Raw genomic sequence first — 18,789 nt, forward strand, 5'->3', positions numbered from 1 at the left:
CCCCCCCTGAAATGCTGAACCGCCTTCGTTGCCCAGGCGAGCGATTCCCAACCAGTGGGAAACATAGAGAGAACGAAGTCCCAGTTTTCATCCGTCAGTGCGATTGGCTTAGTCATAGTGACCGAAGCATAGCACAGAATCTAGCTTACAGTAAATAGGTTAACGCTTATGGGGCTTTGCCCTGCACCCACCAGGAGGAGATAATCTCCTCCTGGACCTCCCTAATAATTTTCTGATTTTCAAATGCGATTGCCCTGTCAATGGTCGTACAGCTTGCAAAATGTGCAGGGGATAAAAATCGGCTGTCAGATGGGATTGGCAATGTCCACAAAGTGGTGTTGCAGAGCAAATTGTTTGGCCAAAGCTTCGCCGAGAGCCTGTACGCCAAACTTTTCTGTGCGATGGTGACCAGCAGCGATAAAATGGATCTCCTCTTCGGCAGCAAAATGGGTGACATATTCGCTAGCCTCACCTGTCAAAAACAGGTCAGCCCCTTTTTGTTTGGCCTCGCGAATCAGTTCGGGAGCAGCCCCGCTGCACACGGCGACATGATGAATAGTGGTTGGTCCATAGGGCAGGAGTAAAGGTTGTCCCCCAAACAGCTCTTGCACCTGTGCGCTCATCGCCTCGATCGAGAGTCCTTGTGCACACTCTCCGATGGCGGAGAGGTGGGTGCCACGGTAGAGAGCAAAGGGTTTACCGGGGGTGAGCTGAAGGCGCTGCAAAATTTGCGCATTGTTGCCCAAAGAGGGATGGGCATCGAGGGGCAGATGAAAGGCCATCAGCGTCAGATCCTGTTGCAACAGCTTTTGCAAACGCTTTTTCAGACTGCCTTCGATGATTCGCGGATCTTTTTCCCAAAACATGCCATGATGAACCAAAACCAGATCGGCATTCAGGGCGATGGCCTCCTCGAACAGGGCCAGACAGGCAGAAACACCAGTAACTACTGTGTGGATCTCTTCGCGGCCTCGCACCTGTACCCCGTTGGGGGCATAGTCGGAGATGGCCGAGCTGTTGAGCAGGGTGTGGCAATAGCGTTCCAGTTCCGTCAGGGTGACCATGGCAACTCACAAGGCAGGAAAGAGGGTCAACAGAAGGTGGGTATAGACCTGGCATAAGCGTTCCAACTCGTCTACGGGAACACGCTCATTGACCTGGTGGATTGTTGGTGAAAACAGGCCAAATTCAACAGTTTGCGGACAATCCAGGGAGATAAAGCGGGCATCCGAGGTTCCGCCAGCGGTATTGGGGTTGGCGCTGATGTCGAGTACCGTGCGAATGCTGTTGCTGAGTGCCTGCAGCAGCTCTCCCCCTTCGGTGAGGAAGGGGCGTCCCGAGAGATGGGTGGTCAAGGTATAGGGCAGGGGCGGATCGGCCTCGGCGAGGATGTTGTGGATCTGCTCTTCCAGTTGTGCCGGCGTGCTGGCGGTGCCAAAACGAAAATTAAAGTTAAGGCGCAACGAGCCGGGAATCACATTGTCGGAGCCATCACCAGCCTGGATGCGGGTCATTTGCAGAGTGGTGGGGGGAAAATGGGCATTGCCTTCATCAAAGCGGTGGCGGGCCAGACGATCCAGGAGTGGCGCGGCACGATGGATGGGATTGTCGGCCAAGTGGGGATAGGCCACATGTCCCTGACGACCCTGAAAGATCAATTCGGCATTCAAGGAACCGCGCCGACCCTGTTTCAAGCCGTCACCCAACTGCTGCATGCAGGTAGGTTCGCCGACCAAGCAATAATCGATGCTTTCCTGGCGTTGTCGCAGCCACTCCAGCACCTTGACTGTGCCATCGACAGCGGCACCCTCTTCATCACCGGTAATCAAAAATGAAAGGCTGTTGTGCTGGGCAAAGTTTGGATTCGCTTGCAGAAAACGGGCAGTGGCAGCCAGCATGGCGGCAACGCCCCCTTTCATGTCGTTGGCGCCGCGGCCAATCAACATGCCATCTACTATTGCGGCGGCAAAAGGGGGAGTTTGCCATCGGCTCTCCTCCCCAGGGGTGACCACATCGGTATGGCCGGCAAAACAAAAATTTTTGCCTTTGCTGCCCAGACGGGCATAGAGATTATCGACGTTGCCAAAGCGCAAGGGGTAGAGGGTAAAACCCAGTTGCTGCAAAAACGAGCCGATCAGCAACTGGCACCCCTCATCACGCGGGGTGATGGAGGGGATGCGCAACAGGGCGACAGCCAGCTCCAGAGGGGAAGCAGAAGGATCCATGATCTGTTCTCTCCGACAGTTATGGTTTACCCCAGGGCATGATCGGCACGCTGCTGATACTGTTTTTCGGGCTGCCATCCACCAGTTTATCGCTGTAGACCAGATAGACCAGGACGTTGCGCTTTTTATCCAGGAAGCGGACTACCTGCATCTTTTTGAAGAGCAGGCTGGTCTTTTGCGAAAAGACGGTCTCTTTATCCTGCATCTTTTCATCCATGCGGATGGGGCCGATCTGGCGGCAGGCGATGGAGGCGTCTGAGGTATCTTCCGCCAATCCCAAAGAGCCCTTGACGCCGCCACGACGGGCGCGGCTCAAATGACAGGCGACCCCTTGTACTTTTGGATCGTCAAAGGCTTCAATAACGATGTCATCATCGCGGGCCAATAATTGAAAGTTGGTATCAACACTGCCGATAATTTCCGCACTGGCGGCATTAGGCAGCATGTTAAACAGAGCGAGCAGCAAAAAGAAAAGAGGCTTCATGAGGATTACTCGCGCAAGAGTTCATTGATGGCGGTTTTGGCACGGGTCTGTTCATCAACGGTTTTCACAATCACCGCACAATAGAGATTGGGACCGGGGGAGCCGTCGGGAAGAGCTTTGCCGGGCAGTGCTCCAGGGACCACCACCGAGTAGGGCGGCACATAGCCCATATGTACCTCACCGGTGGCACGATTGACAATACGGGTCGAGCGGCCCAGGTAGACCCCCATGGAGAGGACGGCACCAGTGCCGACAATCACTCCCTCTGCCACTTCGGCGCGGGCGCCAATAAAGCAGTTGTCTTCGATAATGACCGGGTTGGCTTGCAGGGGTTCCAATACGCCACCAATACCGGCCCCGCCGGAGAGATGGACATGTTTGCCAATTTGGGCGCAGGAGCCGACGGTGGCCCAGGTATCGACCATGCTGCCTTCGCCGACATAGGCGCCGATATTGACAAACGAGGGCATCAGAATGGCACCGGGGGCGATATAGCTGCCTTTGCGGGCGTTGGCCGGGGGAACCACACGAATCCCGGCTTTGCTGAACTCTTTTTTCTTCCAGGAGCTGAATTTAAGGGGAACCTTGTCATAGCAGAGCATCTCGCCAAGGGGCATGATGCGATTTTCGCGCAGACGGAAGGAGAGCAGAACCGCTTTTTTGATCCATTGTTGCACCAGCCAGCCATGTATAGCTTCGGGATGGTCGGCAGCGGGTTGGGCAACACGCAGAGCTCCTCTGTCCAACTCCTCTATGACTTCGTTGACCGCTTTATGGATGCGGGCGCCACTGCGAGGAGAGAGTTGATCGCGGGCTTCCCATGCCTGTTCGATAATGGCTTGCAACTGTTTCATGATAGATTCCTTCCAGTGGGTGAGAGAGAGAGCAGCTCCTGGGCGCAGTGGGCAATGCGCAACATTGCCTGATGATTCTCTTCGCGCGAGGCCACCATGGCAATACGTACATAGTCGGCACCAGGATTATGGCCGTTGACATCGGGACGGCCCAGATAGGCGCCTGGCAGCACGGTGACATGATAGCGTTGATAGAGATGGCGGGCAAAGGATTCGCCACCACCGGGAACCCGCAGCCACAGGTAGAATCCGGCATCCGGAGCCTCTACGGGCAAAATCGGGGTGAGGATCTGCAGCGCATCGTGCAGCTTTTGTTGATACAAGATGCGATTTTCCCGAACATGCTCTTCATCCTGCCAAGCCGCAATGGCTGCCCGCTGGATAAAACGTGGGGTGGCACAGCCGGTATAGGTGCGCAAACGAAAATATTCTTCCAGAAGACGGGCATCACCGGCAACAAATCCAGAGCGCGCTCCTGGCATGTTGGAGCGTTTGGAAAGGGAGTGGAAGACCAGACATTGATCAAAACGCTCCACACCCATCTGCTGCGCCGCCTGCAACAGACCAGCAGGGGGGTGATCATACCAGATTTCCGAATAGCATTCATCAGAGGCCAAGACAATCTGGTAACGCAACGCCAACTCAATCAGCTTTTGCAGTGTGGCCAGGGGAAAGACAGCACCTGTAGGATTGCCGGGCGAACAAAGATAAAGCAGGGCGGTACGTTCCAGAATGGCGGGTGGAATGTTTTGATAATCTGGTAAAAAATGTTGATCGGGATGGCAGGGTACATAGACCGGTTGTGCTCCCGCCATCAAGGTTGCCCCTTCATAAATTTGATAGAAGGGGTTGGGCATGAGCACATAGGGTCGGTCGTTGCCGCTGTTGTCCACCACGGCCTGGGCGATGGAGAAGAGTGCTTCACGGGTGCCGTTGACCGGGAGAATATGCCGTTGCGGATCGACACTGGACTCTTTCAGTTGAAAACGCTGTTGCACCCAGTTGGCCATGGCTTGGCGCAAGGAGAGTTCACCGCGCGTGGTCGGATAGAGGCCAATATCCTCCAAAGCATCGGCCATGGTCTGCCGGATAAAGGCAGGAACCGGATGTTTGGGCTCACCAATGGAGAGATTGATCGCTGGCAACGGCTCTCCGGCAGGAGAAGGGGCGTGGCCAGAGGAGCGGGCTTCTGGATCGGCTCCCAGCAAAGCGGCCAGCTTTTCAAAAGGGTAGGGATGGAGTTGCCGTAACAGGGAGTTCATGGTGCCGCTCCTTTTTGGGGCGTAGTGGCAGCAGAAGAGGCCGCTTTGCCGCTGCGTTTGCTTTTGTTGGATTTGTTTCGGGATTTGGCTTTGTTTTTTGTTTTGCTTTTTTGAGCCCGTATCTTGTCGCTGCGCACTGCTTTTTCTGTGCTGATTTTGTCTGTTTGTCCCGGTTGCAATGCGCTGGATGCTGCTACCGCCGGGGAGGTTGTATCCTTTTTGGTGCTGGTGGCAACTGCAGTGTTGGCGCTGTTGGCTGCTGTCGCGGTGGTTGCGGCAACTGTGCCAACGGTAGCAGTGGCAGCGGCAACAGCCGCAGTGGTTGCGGAGGCCGTTGATGGTGCCACTGCAGCAGGCGCAACAGATGCTTTGTTGTCGGCAGCTTGCACCGCCTTGCTCTCCGCAGCGGGAGCGGCTTGGGGTGCGGATGGGGTGCTTGCCGGGGCATCGGGCTGTTTTGTTGTTGTGCTCTGACTGGCAACAGCGCTCTCTGGAGGGGTGTGATCGAAGACATGATTACGCATCCAGCCGACAAGATCAGACCAGATGGATTCGATCTCACTATTATTAGGCATAATGCCGGCATGTGGCAGTTCAATAGTGATGATGGGGATTTTAAGGCTTTCGACAGCATAACGCCCCAGAGAGCCGGGATAGGTACCCAGCAGGGAGAGATAGATGTTGCCCAACCGTTCCGGTGGTGTGGTGGGTGGACCGTCAAAGTCCAGGAGACCAAAGGGGGCATGTATCGAAACAATGACGTTTGGACGAAACTGTTTAATTTCCTCGTAGAGCCAAGTGGTTTCCGGTTCGCTGAGCGGCGATTTGCCTGGAAAGCGGCGTGGATCTTTGCCTGTGCGGCGTACCCAATAGTCGGCACTATCCTCTTTCCAGTCACGGGTGGGAAAATTGCGATTCAAATCCACGCCGTTGGCGTTGGTGCGGGTGGACTGTTTGCGCAGCAAGCCGTCTGGATTGACCAGAGGCACGATATGCCAATGAAAGATGCCAGCTTGATGTTTATCCATCAGTTTCAGCCACTTGAAAACAATGCTGATGGAAGAGTATTCATCCCCATGGACGCCGCCAATCAAGAGGACGCGCGCTTGTGGTATTTTGCCCGAGTTTTTTTGGTTTTTTTGATCGGGCAGGCTGGTTGTGCTGGGGAGGATATTGCGCAACAGAATCGGATACCCTTCCACAGAATGTCTGCCAGAAGGCTGGAGTTGACTGGTATGACACTCATCGACACGGACACTGCTCAGTTTGGCACCAATTTTGAGACAGGTTTCACGGACCGAGAAGCCGGGATGTTTCCCCTCACCATTTTTGGCGCTCTCTGGGACGATGGTTGATTGACTGGCTGCCTCTTTGACAAGCTCTTGTACCTCTTCCTGAAAGGAGAGGTGGGGATCAGCCGCCAGGAGTGTGCTGCTCCAAACCAGCAGAATAGCACACAGAAGGGGCCATCCTCTGCGGATAGAAAAAAGCTTGACGACACGGCCTGAGGCTGTGCTGGCGCGATGAGCGAGAGTTGGCATGAGTATTGATTGAATCAGGTTAATAGCATTAACGGAAAAAAAGCAGGCTCTCCTGGTGTTACTGAATGGAATGGCGTTGGCTATTTTTTCCAATTGTGTTAGACTCGACTCTAGCTTTTACTGCACTTGAGGGAAGTTCGTCAATTCTTCATCCGCAGTAAAGAGAGGGAGCAGGAAGATGCCAGGGTGGGCAGAATGGATGCACAAGGGGTCTTTTCGCATTGCAAATAGGTGTAACAGTATGAAAAGACGTGAATTTATACGTTCTCTGGCCGGGGTGGCCGTCTCACTGACTCCGGCAAGCCTGCTGGGGATGACTCCATCCGCAATGGCGCAGGTGCATGAGGTGCAAGATGCGCTGATGGAGAGCGGTGAGTCGGCAGCGTTATCTGCTGCAGAGGGGAGGGCTGTGCCTTTGCCCGATCTGCCGCCGCGTCTGCGTGGCCGGGAGCTGGAAAATTATTTGCATCGCTTGCGTGCTTTTAACGCCACGCATGATGGAGATGTTTTTCTCGATGCCAAACGCTTCGATCTGTTGCGCAGTGCTTTGGCGCGTTTTGAGCGTATCCAGAAGACTATCGGTTTTGGCAACTTCTATCTGTTGAGCTTCGATGAAGCGGTCCACTTGGCGCAAAGCCGTGCCGAAGTGGGCGCATTCACGGTCGATGAACTGGATTTTCTGGAACAGATCTTCTACGAACGGGCCTTGCTGTATGGTTTTTATGGCGAAAAGCCCATGAAAAACCTGACCGATCAGATTGATCGCAGCGAAGTGGTCAAGGTGCCCAACAGCGGCAACCATCTTTATCGCGGCAAGCCATTGGAAATGTATACGTTACTCCGTCGCCGGGTCGGCAGCAAGTTGATCCTGACTTCGGGAGTGCGCAGTGTGGTCAAGCAGTTCATGCTCTTTTTGAGCAAAATTCATGAAGGTAACGGTAATTTGTCACGGGCCTCCCGTTCTCTGGCGCCTCCCGGCTACTCCTACCATGGCATTAGTGATTTTGATGTCGGGCAGACCGGTTATGGGCAGCATAATTTTACCGAAAAATTTGTCGAATCTGAGGTGTTCAAGCATCTGCATGCCATGGGCGTGCTCAGCCTTCGCTATCCACGTGACAATTTGACCGGGGTGCGTTTTGAGCCTTGGCATGTCAAGGTGGATGTCTGATGCAAACCCTGTAGCGCCAACCCCAGTCCAGGTGTGGCTGGGGGTTGGCAGCAATAGGGGGCCTTCACACGCAATCTTTCGCCGTCTACTCTCCCGTTTGGCAGCACATCCATATCTCAAGCTTGTTGCTCTCTCCTCCTGGTATTATACGGAAGCATTGGGTCCAGGGCGGCAACGCCGCTACCTGAATGCAGTGTTTGGCGTACAAACCATTTTGTCTCCGCAGTCTCTGTTACGTTGTTTGCATCGCCTGGAAGCCTCTTGCGGACGCCGCCGCCGCTTGGAAAAACGCTGGGGACCACGCAGGCTGGATCTGGATCTGCTTTTCTATGGCCAAAAAATTATCCATAATCGAATCATACAGTTACCTCATCCCCGCCTGCAGGATCGCCGCTTTGTGTTGCAACCGTTGGCCGAGGTGGCGGCAGATTTCTGGCATCCGCAATGCAGCAAAACGGTTGACACTCTACTCAAGGAAGTGGATGATACGTCGCGGGTGGTACTTGTGAGATAATCGGGCTGCGACCATGCGGGTCATGGCGGAGACCGGATTGTGTCAGAAGTGGTGTGGTGTTGTTTGCAACTATGCCAGCAAGCCGCCAGTTTTTAACCTGTCCCAAGCCAAAATTGCCTGGATCACCTGTACAGTGACCGGGACAACACAGGATAACGAGTTTCATTTTGACGACCCAACTGCTGGGTGCCTCCTCCGCGCAGATGGTGCATGCTCCGGTGACAGTACCGGTATTGCAGCGGATGAAGCAGGAGCGCACACCTATTGTCTCCCTGACTGCCTATGATTTCTCCTTTGCCCGTCTTATGGACCGGGCCGGGGTGGATATTTTATTGGTTGGCGACTCTCTGGGTATGGTCATTCAAGGACATCCCACTACCTTGCCGGTCACTCTGGAGCAGATGATCTATCATGCTGCTGCGGTGGTGCGCGGTGCCAAACGGGCCATGGTGGTCTGTGATCTGCCCTTTGGTGTCTGTCATGGTGGAGGGGCGGCGGTCATGGCTGCCGCAGTGCGGATTGTCAAAGAGAGTGGCTGTCAGGCAGTCAAGCTGGAGGGAGGAGTGCGGATAGCTGAGACCATCCGCTATCTGGTGGAGCATGAGGTGCCGGTGATGGGGCATGTGGGCTTGACACCGCAAGCGGTACATCGCATGGGCGGGTTCAAAGTCCAGGGACGGGGCGAGGAGGGGGAACGGGTTGTTGCCGATGCTCTGGCGGTGCAGGAGGCAGGGGCTTTTGCGGTGGTATTGGAGGGTATTCCTGCCACTTTGGCGGAGAAAATCAGCAAGAGCTTGTTGATTCCCACCATTGGCATCGGTGCCGGAGTGGCCTGTGATGGTCAGGTTTTGGTGATGCACGATCTGCTTGGGGTCTATGAAGAGGTGATACCACGCTTTGCCAAGCGTTATCTGCCGGAGGGGATGCTGACCGCTGCTGTTGCTGCCTATGTGCAGGAGGTCAGGGAGAGAGAGTTTCCGGGAGCTGAACACAGTTTTGCCGGATAAGGAGTGGTTTTGCACTGCGTGGCGCAAGGGGATGTGTGGCATGGAGTTGTTGACGAGTCGGCAGGCGTTGCAGGAGTGGCGGCGTGGGGTGGGTGAAGATCTGGCCTTTGTGCCGACCATGGGGGCACTGCATGCGGGCCATCTTTCTTTGGTAGAGGCAGCGCAACAGTTGCCGGGGCGGACAATTGCCTCTATTTTTGTCAACCCGACGCAATTTGGTCCGCAGGAGGATTTTGCCCGTTATCCGCGCACCTTGGAGCAGGATCGGGAGTTGTTGCAGGATGCGGGGTGTGATGCGCTTTTTGTGCCCTCGGTAGCCGATATTTATGCCGGTTCCGGGCAGACCAGGGTGCAGGTAGAGCCTTTGGGCAGCGATTTGTGTGGCCAGTTTCGTCCCACCCATTTTCAGGGGGTGGCGACAGTGGTGACTGTTTTATTGAACCTGGTGCGCCCTGATCGACTCTATTTGGGGCAGAAGGATTATCAACAGCTCGTTGTGCTGCGCCGTCTGGTAGAAGATTTGGCCTTGCCGGTACAGGTGATCGGGGTGCCGACAGTGCGGGAGAGTGATGGTTTGGCGCTCTCTTCGCGCAACCGTTATTTAAGTGAAGCCGAGCGCTTGCAAGCGTGTGCAGTGTCACAGGCGCTTCTGGCAGCCCAGCAGGCGCGACGCAGTGGTGAGCGGCAGGTGGCAGCGTTGCAGGCGGTAGCGCATGCGGTGTTGCAGCGTTATGGTGTTGAAAAAATTGATTATATAGCAGTACGGGATGCTGAAACTCTATTGGAGTTGCCGGAAGGAGTGGTGGGAGCAGAAGATCCGGTGATGTTGCTGGCGGTGCGGGTAGGTGTGACGCGCTTGATTGACAATTTGCTTTTAGCTTTATGAGTTGGGGAAGGGAAAGAGGCATGGAGCTGACTTTATTAAAGTGTAAGATTCATCGGGCGATGGTGACGGAGACGCATGTGGATTATGAGGGATCCTGTGCGATTGACGAGGATTTAATGGAGGCGGCCCATCTGCGGGAGTTTGAGCAGATTCATATTTGGAACGTCACCAATGGTGAGCGTTTGATCACCTATGCGATACGTGGCAAGCGTGGCAGCGGGATGATTTCGGTGAATGGCTCGGCAGCGCACAAAGCGGCCTCTGGAGATATAGTGATTATAGCGGCTTTTGCCGGGATCAGTGAGGCGGAGGCAGAGAGCTTTCAACCCCATTTGGTCTATGTCGATGGCGCAAAGGGCAATCGTATCAAGAGTGTAGGACGGGAGATTGCCGAACCTTCGCATTGAGTGGGTGAATGGGCTGGTGTTGGTGAGGCCGGTTCAAATTGTTTGCTGCACTCTTTGCAATATAAGCCCTTTATGGCAGTGGGACACACTCACTGCCATAAAGGTGACTAACAGCTCAAAAGTTGTGCACAGAATTTTCCGCTGTATTGTGTGTCACTTGCAATCCTTTTTCTTCTCTGTTTTTGTCTCTTCAATGGGATAATTATGCTGCCCCAGTGCAGCACCCATCTCCTTTTGCGCCTTTTCTGAGGCTACATATTGCATGGCCTCCGGCAAAGCGCAACACAATTTCTCGTTATGGTATGTTGTTAAGCATTGATTATTGTTTGGCAATGCGCATCCATTGTTCATGAGTTGCTGGATTTTGCCGTCATTTCGGATAAAATCAGCCCATTTGAACTCCAAAAAATAGGGATCGGTGGCACAACTTTTTTGAAATTTTTCCTTCCCGATTTTTGTTTCGCACTCTTTTTTACCACATTTCAAGAATCCACAATTATCTTCTACCATGGCAGCAAGGGATCGCATCGGGTCATCTTGTAATCCTTTGATCTGTTTTGGTAGCTCAGAAGGTTGAATATCTATCCCCTGATTGTTTTTCAGCCATACTTTATTTGTTGCTTTCATGGATGACCAGAATCTGCAATCATCCTTATTATCAAGCATGTTATAATAATCTTCTATAAAATATACAGGTATGTCATTGCTGATGTTATTACTATCTTGTTTAATATGGTATATGGCGGTAACCAAATGGTGGTGATCGGTAATGTATACCTTGTTATCTGGTCCACGTACCACTGGAACAAAATTTTTAACTTTTTTCCATATATCCTTTTTTTGTTCTATATCAGATAGAAGCTCCAGCTTTTTGTTTTGTACCTCATTCATGCCGACGGAATATTGTGTCGGATGCAGATCATCCAAGGAAATTTTACAGGTATCATCAAGAGTCATAGGTTTGTCGTCAATGGCTAATCTAGCGATTTTAATGCCTGTTTTCTCTTCTGGGCGACATTTGTTCATATCATCAAGAACAGACTTATCTGCCAGACCATTCGCTGGCATATTGGCCACTAATGCCAGTGCCATATAGGCGGAAAATTTTGCTGTTGTCTTTACTATGTTGTTCATAGGATCCCCTCTGTGTTGGCGAATGAATTGTGAATACTTAAATTATTTATTGTGCCGCAACTTTCCCAATAATGGGAAAAATAAAAGGATATATACATCTCTATATAAGACGAACGGCAGATCCTGTTGTATAAGGCGTGCGTCGATATTGTTTGAGCCGTACCTTATTCTGTATCTGCTTTTCTGCGTCCAGCCTGCAGCTTTTCTCCCGCACCACTGGCCAAGGCCAGTTGGCGTCGAGTGGCTGAATAGTTTGGGGCGACCAACGGAAAATCTTTCGGCAATCCAAACACCGCCAAATAGGTCGGAATATCGATGCGATGGGTTTTGGTCAAATGGCCGCGTATCGCCTTGCCCTGTTTGCCACAGATCAAACAGGTCACACTCTCCGCTGTTACCGCCTGTTCCAGAGGAACCACCGGTTGCCAGCGACCTGGCGGCAACGCCAGCTCCGCAACCTCTGACTCCTCCGGTCCCTGCTCCAGCTCCTCCTCTTCCTGCTCTGAGGCTGCAACCCTGGCCAAGGCGCGGTAGACCACACCTATCATCCGCTCCACATCTTCAGGAGTGGCCGTCGGCTGTGCTGCATAAGCAGCAACAATCCGCGCTGTGCTTTTGAGCAGAATATATTTCATAACATCCATTGTCGACAAACAAAATGAATTATCGTAACTTTTCTATTTGCAGTTGCTTGGTACATAGCGTGGTTCCAAGGTGCTGGTGCAGCCCCAGAGGATGCTGCCGCCATTTTCACTACCAGTCAAGGTAACCGTTTTACCAGCCAGGGTCGGATCAACACTATTGAAAGCAATCGCAATGCTGTTATTGCTGACCGTGACCGAGGCGACATGATTGCCGGTAATCATGTTGGCGGCGGCCAATCCTGCTGCCGCATTATCGGTCGGCCAGTTGGAGTTGCTCAACCGATACTCAGTGACTGCCTGTTTGCTTCCGGAAGAGAGATCCAAGGCATCTTTCACTTTGTTGCGCACGGTATAATTTTTGTAGCTCGGGATGGCTACAGCCGCCAAAATTACCATAACGGCAATAATAATCATCAGTTCAATCAAGGTGAATCCACTGTGCAGCCTTTTTTTAGGCATCTTTGTTCTCCTGATAGAATGGGTTGGAGTTTCTGTTTGGCCATTCCCGATTTAAGAGTTTTGGTTATGGTGTTCCATTATCGGGCAGTATGAGTTTGGCAAATGACTGCTCCTGCCAATGCCTTGTTGTTTTTTTGTTACGCATTGGGCATGCCAACAATATTTTCAATATAAATTAATCATTTATAGTGTTTTTCGGCGCTCTGTTCTCTTTTTGTTCTTTGCTGTGAGTAAAATTAATTGTCAGCAAAGCAAAAAAATTTTTACACTCAGCGCACGACCACCAATGTATAATGGGGGCCCTCTTCCATGACACTCTCCACCCGCCATCCCTCTTCTTGCACGGAACGGGGAATGTTAGCCAACGGTTCGCCCCCATTCAGACGAATGGTCAAGCGACTCCCTGGTGAGAGGGTTTCCAAACGCAGTTTGACCAGTACGAAGGTCATGGGACATACTTCATGGGTGATGTCAAGAAAGGATTCTGTCACTACCGATCACTCGCACACACGGGACAAGAAGAAATTTTCTGTACTGCCAGACTCTGGTAACTGCTCTGTTCAGGAAGCAGAAGCAAACAGTTGTGCCACAAGGCAGAGGAGTGGCCAAGCAGGCTGCGCAGTGTCTCCATGGCCAACAGGGAGCCTATGGCCCCTCGCGCCACATGCAGCAATAGTGGATCTGCAGCAGCTCTTCCTTGTAGATGCTGTTGTGCGCTTTGCGCCACACAGTGCAAGCAGGCCGCTCCACTTGCGCTGTCTGCTGCGGCGCCTGCTGCCAGCAGCGCCTCTGGTTGTTGCCAACCTGCCAGAAGAGGACGTTTGACAGTAAATGCCGCTTGATTGAGAAGCTCTCGCAAGCTGGTCTTGCCCTCGGCAAGAACGGTCATCTGCACCGCAAGCAGCAGCGCTGTCGCCTCCTCAAGAGAGGCAGGTGGTGCCAAAGCCACCGTTGTGACCTGCGGATTCAGATCACGCACCATGGCACAGAGCCAATCACTGCCTGAGCTGGCCAATACCAGCAAACGGCCCACGCCAGCTCCAGCCAGGTATAAGGCCAACGGTATCGCCATCGGACCACAGCCAAAAAGGGCTACCGTTGCTTGATTCAGTGTGCGTTGTCCCCGTCCACCCACCCCCGGCAAAATAATCTGACGGGAATAACGCTCCATCCACTCTCGCTCATCCGCCTCAGTGCTCTCCTTAGTCTCGGCCAACAGCTCTGTAGGGCAGTGGCTCATGCCTCATCCCGAAAGAGTTCAGTCGACAGATAGCGTTCGGCAAAATCTGGCAATAAAGCCACAATACGGGTGCTGGCGAGGGCTCTTTCCGGATGATCACGCAGCCATTGCAGCGCCGCCGCCAAGACCGCTCCCGAAGAGATGCCACAACAAATTCCTTCCAAACGGGCGCAATCGCGCATCATCTTCTGCGCCTCGCCATCCTCCACCCGGATCACACTGCTGATGAGGGAGGTGTCCAAAACCTGTGGAACAAAGCCGGCACCAATGCCCTGGATGTTGTGATGCCCAGGGGTTCCACCAGACAAAACAGGTGAGTTGTCTGGTTCCACCGCTATGATTTGGATTTGTGGCAAATGCGCGCGCAACGCTTTGCCAATGCCACTCAATGAACCACCTGTGCCGACACCCGCCACCAGCACATCCAATTTTCCATCGGTATCTTGCAAGATCTCTTGGGCTGTGCTGTCGGCATGGATCTGCGGATTGATGGGATTGATAAACTGATTGGGCATAAAACTGTTTTTCTCTTTGCGCATGATTTTTTTGGCCTGGTCGATGGCACCCCGCATCCCTTCGGCAGCAGGGGTTAAAACCAGTTCTGCACCCATCAAACGCAACAGATTGCGTCGTTCCAGAGACATGGAGTCGGGCATGGTCAAAATCAAACGCAAGCCCTGTGCAGCACAAACACAGGCTAAAGCAATGCCAGTATTGCCGGAGGTGGGTTCGATGATGACGGTATCTTTGCGAATCTGACCCGCTTTGCGCCCAGCTTCGATCATTGCCAGACCAATACGATCTTTCATCGAGGTGGTGGGATTGAAAAACTCCAATTTGGCCAACAGTTCGCAGGGCAGATCTCCGCTCAGGCGATTGATGCGGACCAGCGGGGTGCGACCAATGGTGGCGGTAATATCGGGATAGATGGCGGCCATGGCATGCTTTGTCTGTTCAGGTAAGAGATCCGGAGGCCAGTTGGCAGACCGGACAAGTTGGATGGACCTTCCATGTTACGATGCGACGCCGCGATGATTCAAGGTCTATCGTCAACAATCGACCCTGTAATGGTTCACCGACGCCTCGCAGCCATTTGCTGGCCTCCAAAGCCATCAGCCAGCCCACCTCTCCCACCAAGGCTCCCCATACCCCTTCACTGCGGCAACTGCCCTCTTGCGGGGGAGGGGTGTCGAACAGACAGCGTAAGCAGGGTTGGCCGCCCGGAGGTATAAAACAGAGCTGTCCGCGCAAGCCAATGGCTGCTCCATGCACCAAAGGAATGGCATCGAGCACAGCCGCATCGTTGGCAGCAAAACGGCTGCAAAAATTGTCGGTGCCATCAATGAGCAGATCATAACCACTGGCTCTGGCAGCAATACTCTCCCGGGTTTGCAGACGCTCTGCATGGATCTCTATCTGCAGGGCGGGATACAATTGCTGCAGGCGCTCTGCCGCCTGAGCCACCTTGGCTTTGCCAAGATCGCGGACACGATACAAAATCTGCCGGTGCAGGTTGGAGAGCGCCACTGTGTCATCATCCACAATGCCGAGACGCGCAATACCGCTCCCAGCCAAGGCCCAGGCCACTGCCGAACCGAGCCCCCCTGCACCTAAAAGCAACACACTGCCCTTGGTCTCTGTTTCTGGAGAGTCGTGCACCAGGGCAATGCTTAAATAGAATAGGTCATGCGACTGTAGGCTTCGCTGGGAATCCCCTTGCGGAAGGCGCGTGAGGTCAACTCTTCAATGGTGATGTTGTCCATCATGCGCAAAATCTCTTCCTGAAACTCCAACCAAAGCGGTTGTACCACCTGATGTCCAATAGGTCCAGAGGTGATCCGCTCCGTATCCAGCAGCTCATCATCCTGATTCATCTCCATTACCACCCGCGCCACATCACCGACACATATTTTGGAGCGCTCACGACCCAGCAAATAGCCTCCACGCGGTCCACGTATACCCTTGAGGATTCCTGCGCGCACCAGGCGCTGCATGACCTGCTCCAGATAACGTTGGGGAACACCTTGTCGACTGGTAACATCCCGGATCTGAACCGGTTCACCACCAGAATTGTAGGCAATATCTACAACAGCCTCAATCGCATACAGCAGCTTTTTGGAAAATTTCAACATGGATTCCGTGCCTTGTGCTAGGGGTAAAACAGCCACAGGCCCTCCTGGCCTGATCATAATAGCTTGTTTACAAACGATTTTGCAGTGTCTGCACCAACCGTTCGCCGATCTCTTCTTTGGCCAGCAACGGCCATATCTCCTGCTGACCCGAGCGATGCAACAGAGTGACCTGATTGGTCAGACTGCCAAAAGCGCAACCGGGAGCCAGCACATTGTTGAGCAATAATAAATCACAACCTTTGCGCGCCAATTTTTCCTTGGCCAAAGGCACAAGCTGTGCGGCTGCATCCTCCGTCTCCGCCGTTTCGGCGGCAAATCCAACCAACAGGGGACGCGCTCGATTTTTTTGTGCCAGGCGATTGGCTCTCTCTCCCAAGGCCAGCAAAATATCTGGATTTTGCGTCAGCTTGAGTGACAACTCCCCATCCAGCTCTTTTTTGATTTTGCTGGCCCGACGGCTGGCCGGGCGATAATCTGCCACTGCCGCTGTCAAAATGGCACAACTGAGCTGCTGTCCAGGTCGCGTCCATTTGTCCCATTGCTGCAAAGTGGCCTCATACATCTCCTGTGCTGACTCTACCGCAAGTGCTTCTGCACCCCAGGGAGGAGCCATCTCCACAGCTCCATGAATCAGGGTAACCTCCGCTCCCGCCCGCAATGCAGCCTGTGCAATGGCCCAGCCCATACGGCCACTGGAACGGTTTGAGATATAACGGACCGGATCCAACTCTTCTCGCGTCGGACCGGCTGTAAGCAATATGCGATGGCCTAACAATATTTTAGGCGACAACAGGCGCCGACCTGCTTCCAGTATGCGTTCTGCCTCTGCCATCCGGCCCACACCCTGTTCACCACACGCCAAGGCACCACTCTCTGGGCCAACCAACAGCAAGCCATCCGCTTGCAGTTGAGAAATGTTACGTTGTGTTGCGGGATGTTGCCACATGCCACTGTTCATCGCTGGGGCCAGCACAATCGGTTTGCGTCGTACCAAAGCCAACGCCGACAACAGATCATCCGCCAAGCCACTGGCCAACTTGGCTATCCGATTGGCTGTTGCCGGCGCAATAATCAACAGATCGGCCTCTTGTGCCAAACGGATATGATCCATGCCATCGGCAGCTTGCGGAGTAAACAGATCCTGGTAGACCGGATGTCCCGCCAGCGCCTGTACAGTCAGAGGGGTGACAAATTGTGTGGCTGAGGCAGTGAGCACTGGCCATACCCGTGCTCCTTGTTCCCGCAATAAACGTATCAACTCCAACGTTTTGTAGGCTGCTATTCCGCCCCCAAAGGCCACGACTACTGTTTTGTTTGCCCAAAAAGCCACCGCACTCTTCCTCCGCTGCTGCTGCAAGAGGTTCCGATTATCGACTTTTTTTTGTTTAAGTCAATCAAAATGTAACACAGTATCCCGACTTGTAAAAAAATTACGAACTTTGTCCGTCCATTGAGCAGTCGGAAAACGCTCCCTGTCAACTGCGCCGCAGAATGTGCGCTTTGCTTATTTCCGTAGGTGGGGGGTAGGGGAGGAGTGTTTCCGTGATGGTACTGTATGAATGCGTGTTCCTCCCGCACGCAGGGCCTCTTTGGCGGCCAAGGTTGCCAGTCCCAACAAGGTTTCGGTATTGTCTCCGTTCTCATAGCCGGCAACCCCATAGCCGCTGCGTACAACCAAACGGGCATCGGGTAGTTCAAAACGGGTACGATCCAAAATGCTGCGCCAATAACCTGCCAACTCCACAGCCTTGCTTTCGTTCAGGGCCAAAGCGATCAGGACGAAGGTTTCCTCATTATATCTGGCCAGATACTCTCCAGGCTTCATCAAGGAGACCAGGCGACCTGCTACGGCAGCAAGCAAACGGTGCACGCGCTCACGACCAAGATCCTGGACGATTCCCGCATAATCATCCACCACCAGGGCGACCAGCGCAAAACCTTCAGGAGCCTCTTCTTGCTTGACCTGTTCCAAACGTGCCAACAGACCAAAACGATTGGGCAAACCAGACACCGAGTCCAGTAACCGTTCGTCACGTGTCTCCATCAGGGCCCAATCGGCCTGGCGTACCAACAGTCGCGAACGCTCCACCACATCTTCCGCTTCGCGCAGTCGATACCGCACATCCACGGTACGCTCACGAAAACGACGTACTGCAACCACCAACTGCTCTTGTATGCGCGGCCAATCCAGCTCCTCGTCACTCTTTTCTGTGGCCTGCAAAATGGCAGCGAGCTCCTCATCTTCTCCTGCTATCAACTGCACTCCTTCGTTGAGTTTGACCATGGTTTGCCGCAATAACAGGCGCAAGGCATCCTGTTCCCGTTGCCATTGGGCACGCAGTTTATGTTCGCGTTGGATCAAAACACCCAGTTGTCGTCCCATCTCCGACCAGGTGCCAGGATGCTCAACGCTGAACAGCTCCTGGATCGTCCGCCCCCCCAGAACAATCAAAGCCTCCTGGGCCAAGGTCAGGGGAAAAGGGGGATCTGTTTCCGGGAGTGGGGCCATCTTGCTTAACGATTCCAGCCACACGGCAATCTCTTGGACCGCCGGAGCAATGTTTTCATATTGAAAATGGCTTGTCGTCTGCAACTGGCGCAGCAAACGTCCTACCCGTGCCTGTTTATCCTGCACTCCCGCCAGCGCCGGAACCACAAGACGCTCCAGAAGCAAAATAGCCGCTTGCCGTAACGAATCCTGTTCCTGCACGCAGATGCCATGCAGAAACAGATCCTTGGCTAAACGTAACGCCTCTCTGCTCTGGGCAGGCTCCTGGTCGAGAAGGGTACGAATGCGTTGCAGAGTACTGCGTGTTTCGCCCATGACTC

At 53.5% G+C, this 18,789-nt stretch carries 21 protein-coding genes; 5 read left to right on the plus strand and 16 right to left on the minus strand.

What is annotated here, in order from left to right:
* Positions 1–305: 305 nt before the first annotated feature.
* From EJP87_RS02315 to EJP87_RS02340, 6 genes are read right to left on the minus strand one after another with little or no spacing between them, the layout of a single operon-like run.
* Positions 306–1,064: a Nif3-like dinuclear metal center hexameric protein gene (locus EJP87_RS02315; protein WP_130470253.1), complete on the minus strand. Its 759-nt coding sequence runs from the start codon at positions 1,062–1,064 to the stop codon at positions 306–308.
* Positions 1,065–1,070: 6 nt separating this feature from the next.
* Entirely contained in the window at positions 1,071–2,225 is a 1,155-nt protein-coding gene (dapE, locus tag EJP87_RS02320) for a succinyl-diaminopimelate desuccinylase (protein ID WP_130470254.1), read from the minus strand.
* 19 nt (positions 2,226–2,244) lie between these two features.
* Positions 2,245–2,709 (minus strand): CreA family protein, encoded by a 465-nt coding sequence (locus EJP87_RS02325; RefSeq protein WP_130470255.1) that lies wholly within the window; start codon positions 2,707–2,709, stop codon positions 2,245–2,247.
* Between the two features lie 5 nt (positions 2,710–2,714).
* Positions 2,715–3,563: a 2,3,4,5-tetrahydropyridine-2,6-dicarboxylate N-succinyltransferase gene (dapD, locus tag EJP87_RS02330; RefSeq protein WP_130470256.1), complete on the minus strand. Its 849-nt coding sequence runs from the start codon at positions 3,561–3,563 to the stop codon at positions 2,715–2,717.
* Positions 3,560–4,825 (minus strand): succinyldiaminopimelate transaminase, encoded by a 1,266-nt coding sequence (gene dapC / locus EJP87_RS02335; RefSeq protein WP_130470257.1) that lies wholly within the window; start codon positions 4,823–4,825, stop codon positions 3,560–3,562. Before dapC ends, dapD begins: the two co-directional genes overlap by 4 nt.
* Positions 4,822–6,366, minus strand: coding sequence for a M14 family murein peptide amidase A (locus EJP87_RS02340; protein WP_130470258.1), 1,545 nt, complete (start codon positions 6,364–6,366; stop codon positions 4,822–4,824). The genes dapC and EJP87_RS02340 overlap by 4 nt, the downstream gene beginning before the upstream one ends.
* 241 nt (positions 6,367–6,607) lie before the next feature.
* On the opposite strand from EJP87_RS02340, the gene EJP87_RS02345 reads away from it, so the two are divergent.
* The 5 genes from EJP87_RS02345 (at position 6,608) to panD (ending at position 10,351) form a co-directional block, all read left to right on the plus strand.
* The gene (locus EJP87_RS02345; RefSeq protein WP_193771071.1) at positions 6,608–7,537 is read left to right on the plus strand and encodes a M15 family metallopeptidase; all 930 of its coding nucleotides are present in this window, start codon (positions 6,608–6,610) and stop codon (positions 7,535–7,537) included.
* Positions 7,530–8,051: a 2-amino-4-hydroxy-6-hydroxymethyldihydropteridine diphosphokinase gene (folK, locus tag EJP87_RS02350; RefSeq protein ID WP_193771072.1), complete on the plus strand. Its 522-nt coding sequence runs from the start codon at positions 7,530–7,532 to the stop codon at positions 8,049–8,051. Before EJP87_RS02345 ends, folK begins: the two co-directional genes overlap by 8 nt.
* 167 nt (positions 8,052–8,218) lie before the next feature.
* The gene (gene panB / locus EJP87_RS02355; RefSeq protein WP_227657411.1) at positions 8,219–9,058 is read left to right on the plus strand and encodes a 3-methyl-2-oxobutanoate hydroxymethyltransferase; all 840 of its coding nucleotides are present in this window, start codon (positions 8,219–8,221) and stop codon (positions 9,056–9,058) included.
* Positions 9,059–9,098: 40 nt separating this feature from the next.
* Positions 9,099–9,944 carry a pantoate--beta-alanine ligase gene (gene panC / locus EJP87_RS02360; protein WP_130470261.1) on the plus strand — a complete coding sequence of 282 codons (846 nt, stop codon included), beginning with the start codon at positions 9,099–9,101 and terminating at the stop codon, positions 9,942–9,944.
* 20 nt (positions 9,945–9,964) lie between these two features.
* Positions 9,965–10,351, plus strand: coding sequence for an aspartate 1-decarboxylase (panD, locus tag EJP87_RS02365; protein WP_130470262.1), 387 nt, complete (start codon positions 9,965–9,967; stop codon positions 10,349–10,351).
* Positions 10,352–10,504: 153 nt separating this feature from the next.
* Here panD and EJP87_RS02370 read toward each other — a convergent pair whose 3' ends face one another.
* The 10 genes from EJP87_RS02370 to EJP87_RS02415 all read right to left on the minus strand — a co-directional run bounded on the left by EJP87_RS02370 (position 10,505) and on the right by EJP87_RS02415 (position 18,784).
* Positions 10,505–11,485, minus strand: a complete 981-nt coding sequence (locus EJP87_RS02370) for a ParB/Srx family N-terminal domain-containing protein (protein WP_130470263.1) — start codon at positions 11,483–11,485, stop codon at positions 10,505–10,507.
* Between the two features lie 164 nt (positions 11,486–11,649).
* The gene (locus EJP87_RS02375) at positions 11,650–12,120 is read right to left on the minus strand and encodes a MucR family transcriptional regulator (protein ID WP_193771073.1); all 471 of its coding nucleotides are present in this window, start codon (positions 12,118–12,120) and stop codon (positions 11,650–11,652) included.
* Between the two features lie 42 nt (positions 12,121–12,162).
* Positions 12,163–12,588 (minus strand): pilin, encoded by a 426-nt coding sequence (locus EJP87_RS02380; RefSeq protein ID WP_130470265.1) that lies wholly within the window; start codon positions 12,586–12,588, stop codon positions 12,163–12,165.
* Positions 12,589–12,857: 269 nt separating this feature from the next.
* Positions 12,858–13,079, minus strand: a complete 222-nt coding sequence (locus EJP87_RS02385) for a sulfurtransferase TusA family protein (protein WP_130470266.1) — start codon at positions 13,077–13,079, stop codon at positions 12,858–12,860.
* Positions 13,079–13,828, minus strand: coding sequence for a HesA/MoeB/ThiF family protein (locus EJP87_RS02390; protein WP_130470267.1), 750 nt, complete (start codon positions 13,826–13,828; stop codon positions 13,079–13,081). The genes EJP87_RS02385 and EJP87_RS02390 overlap by 1 nt, the downstream gene beginning before the upstream one ends.
* Positions 13,825–14,766, minus strand: coding sequence for a cysteine synthase A (cysK, locus tag EJP87_RS02395; protein ID WP_130470268.1), 942 nt, complete (start codon positions 14,764–14,766; stop codon positions 13,825–13,827). Before cysK ends, EJP87_RS02390 begins: the two co-directional genes overlap by 4 nt.
* 16 nt (positions 14,767–14,782) lie before the next feature.
* The gene (locus tag EJP87_RS02400; protein ID WP_193771074.1) at positions 14,783–15,487 is read right to left on the minus strand and encodes a HesA/MoeB/ThiF family protein; all 705 of its coding nucleotides are present in this window, start codon (positions 15,485–15,487) and stop codon (positions 14,783–14,785) included.
* Positions 15,488–15,498: 11 nt separating this feature from the next.
* A complete protein-coding gene (locus EJP87_RS02405) occupies positions 15,499–15,960 on the minus strand; it encodes an RrF2 family transcriptional regulator (RefSeq protein ID WP_130470285.1) in 462 nt (153 codons plus the stop codon).
* A 67-nt stretch (positions 15,961–16,027) separates the two neighbouring features.
* A complete protein-coding gene (gene coaBC, locus EJP87_RS02410; RefSeq protein WP_130470270.1) occupies positions 16,028–17,290 on the minus strand; it encodes a bifunctional phosphopantothenoylcysteine decarboxylase/phosphopantothenate--cysteine ligase CoaBC in 1,263 nt (420 codons plus the stop codon).
* A gap of 174 nt (positions 17,291–17,464) precedes the next feature.
* Entirely contained in the window at positions 17,465–18,784 is a 1,320-nt protein-coding gene (locus EJP87_RS02415; RefSeq protein ID WP_193771075.1) for a GGDEF domain-containing protein, read from the minus strand.
* Between the last annotated feature and the right edge of the window lie 5 nt (positions 18,785–18,789).

The organism is Candidatus Magnetaquicoccus inordinatus (genome assembly GCF_004217665.1).
In the GTDB taxonomy this organism is placed as follows: domain Bacteria; phylum Pseudomonadota; class Magnetococcia; order Magnetococcales; family Magnetaquicoccaceae; genus Magnetaquicoccus; species Magnetaquicoccus inordinatus.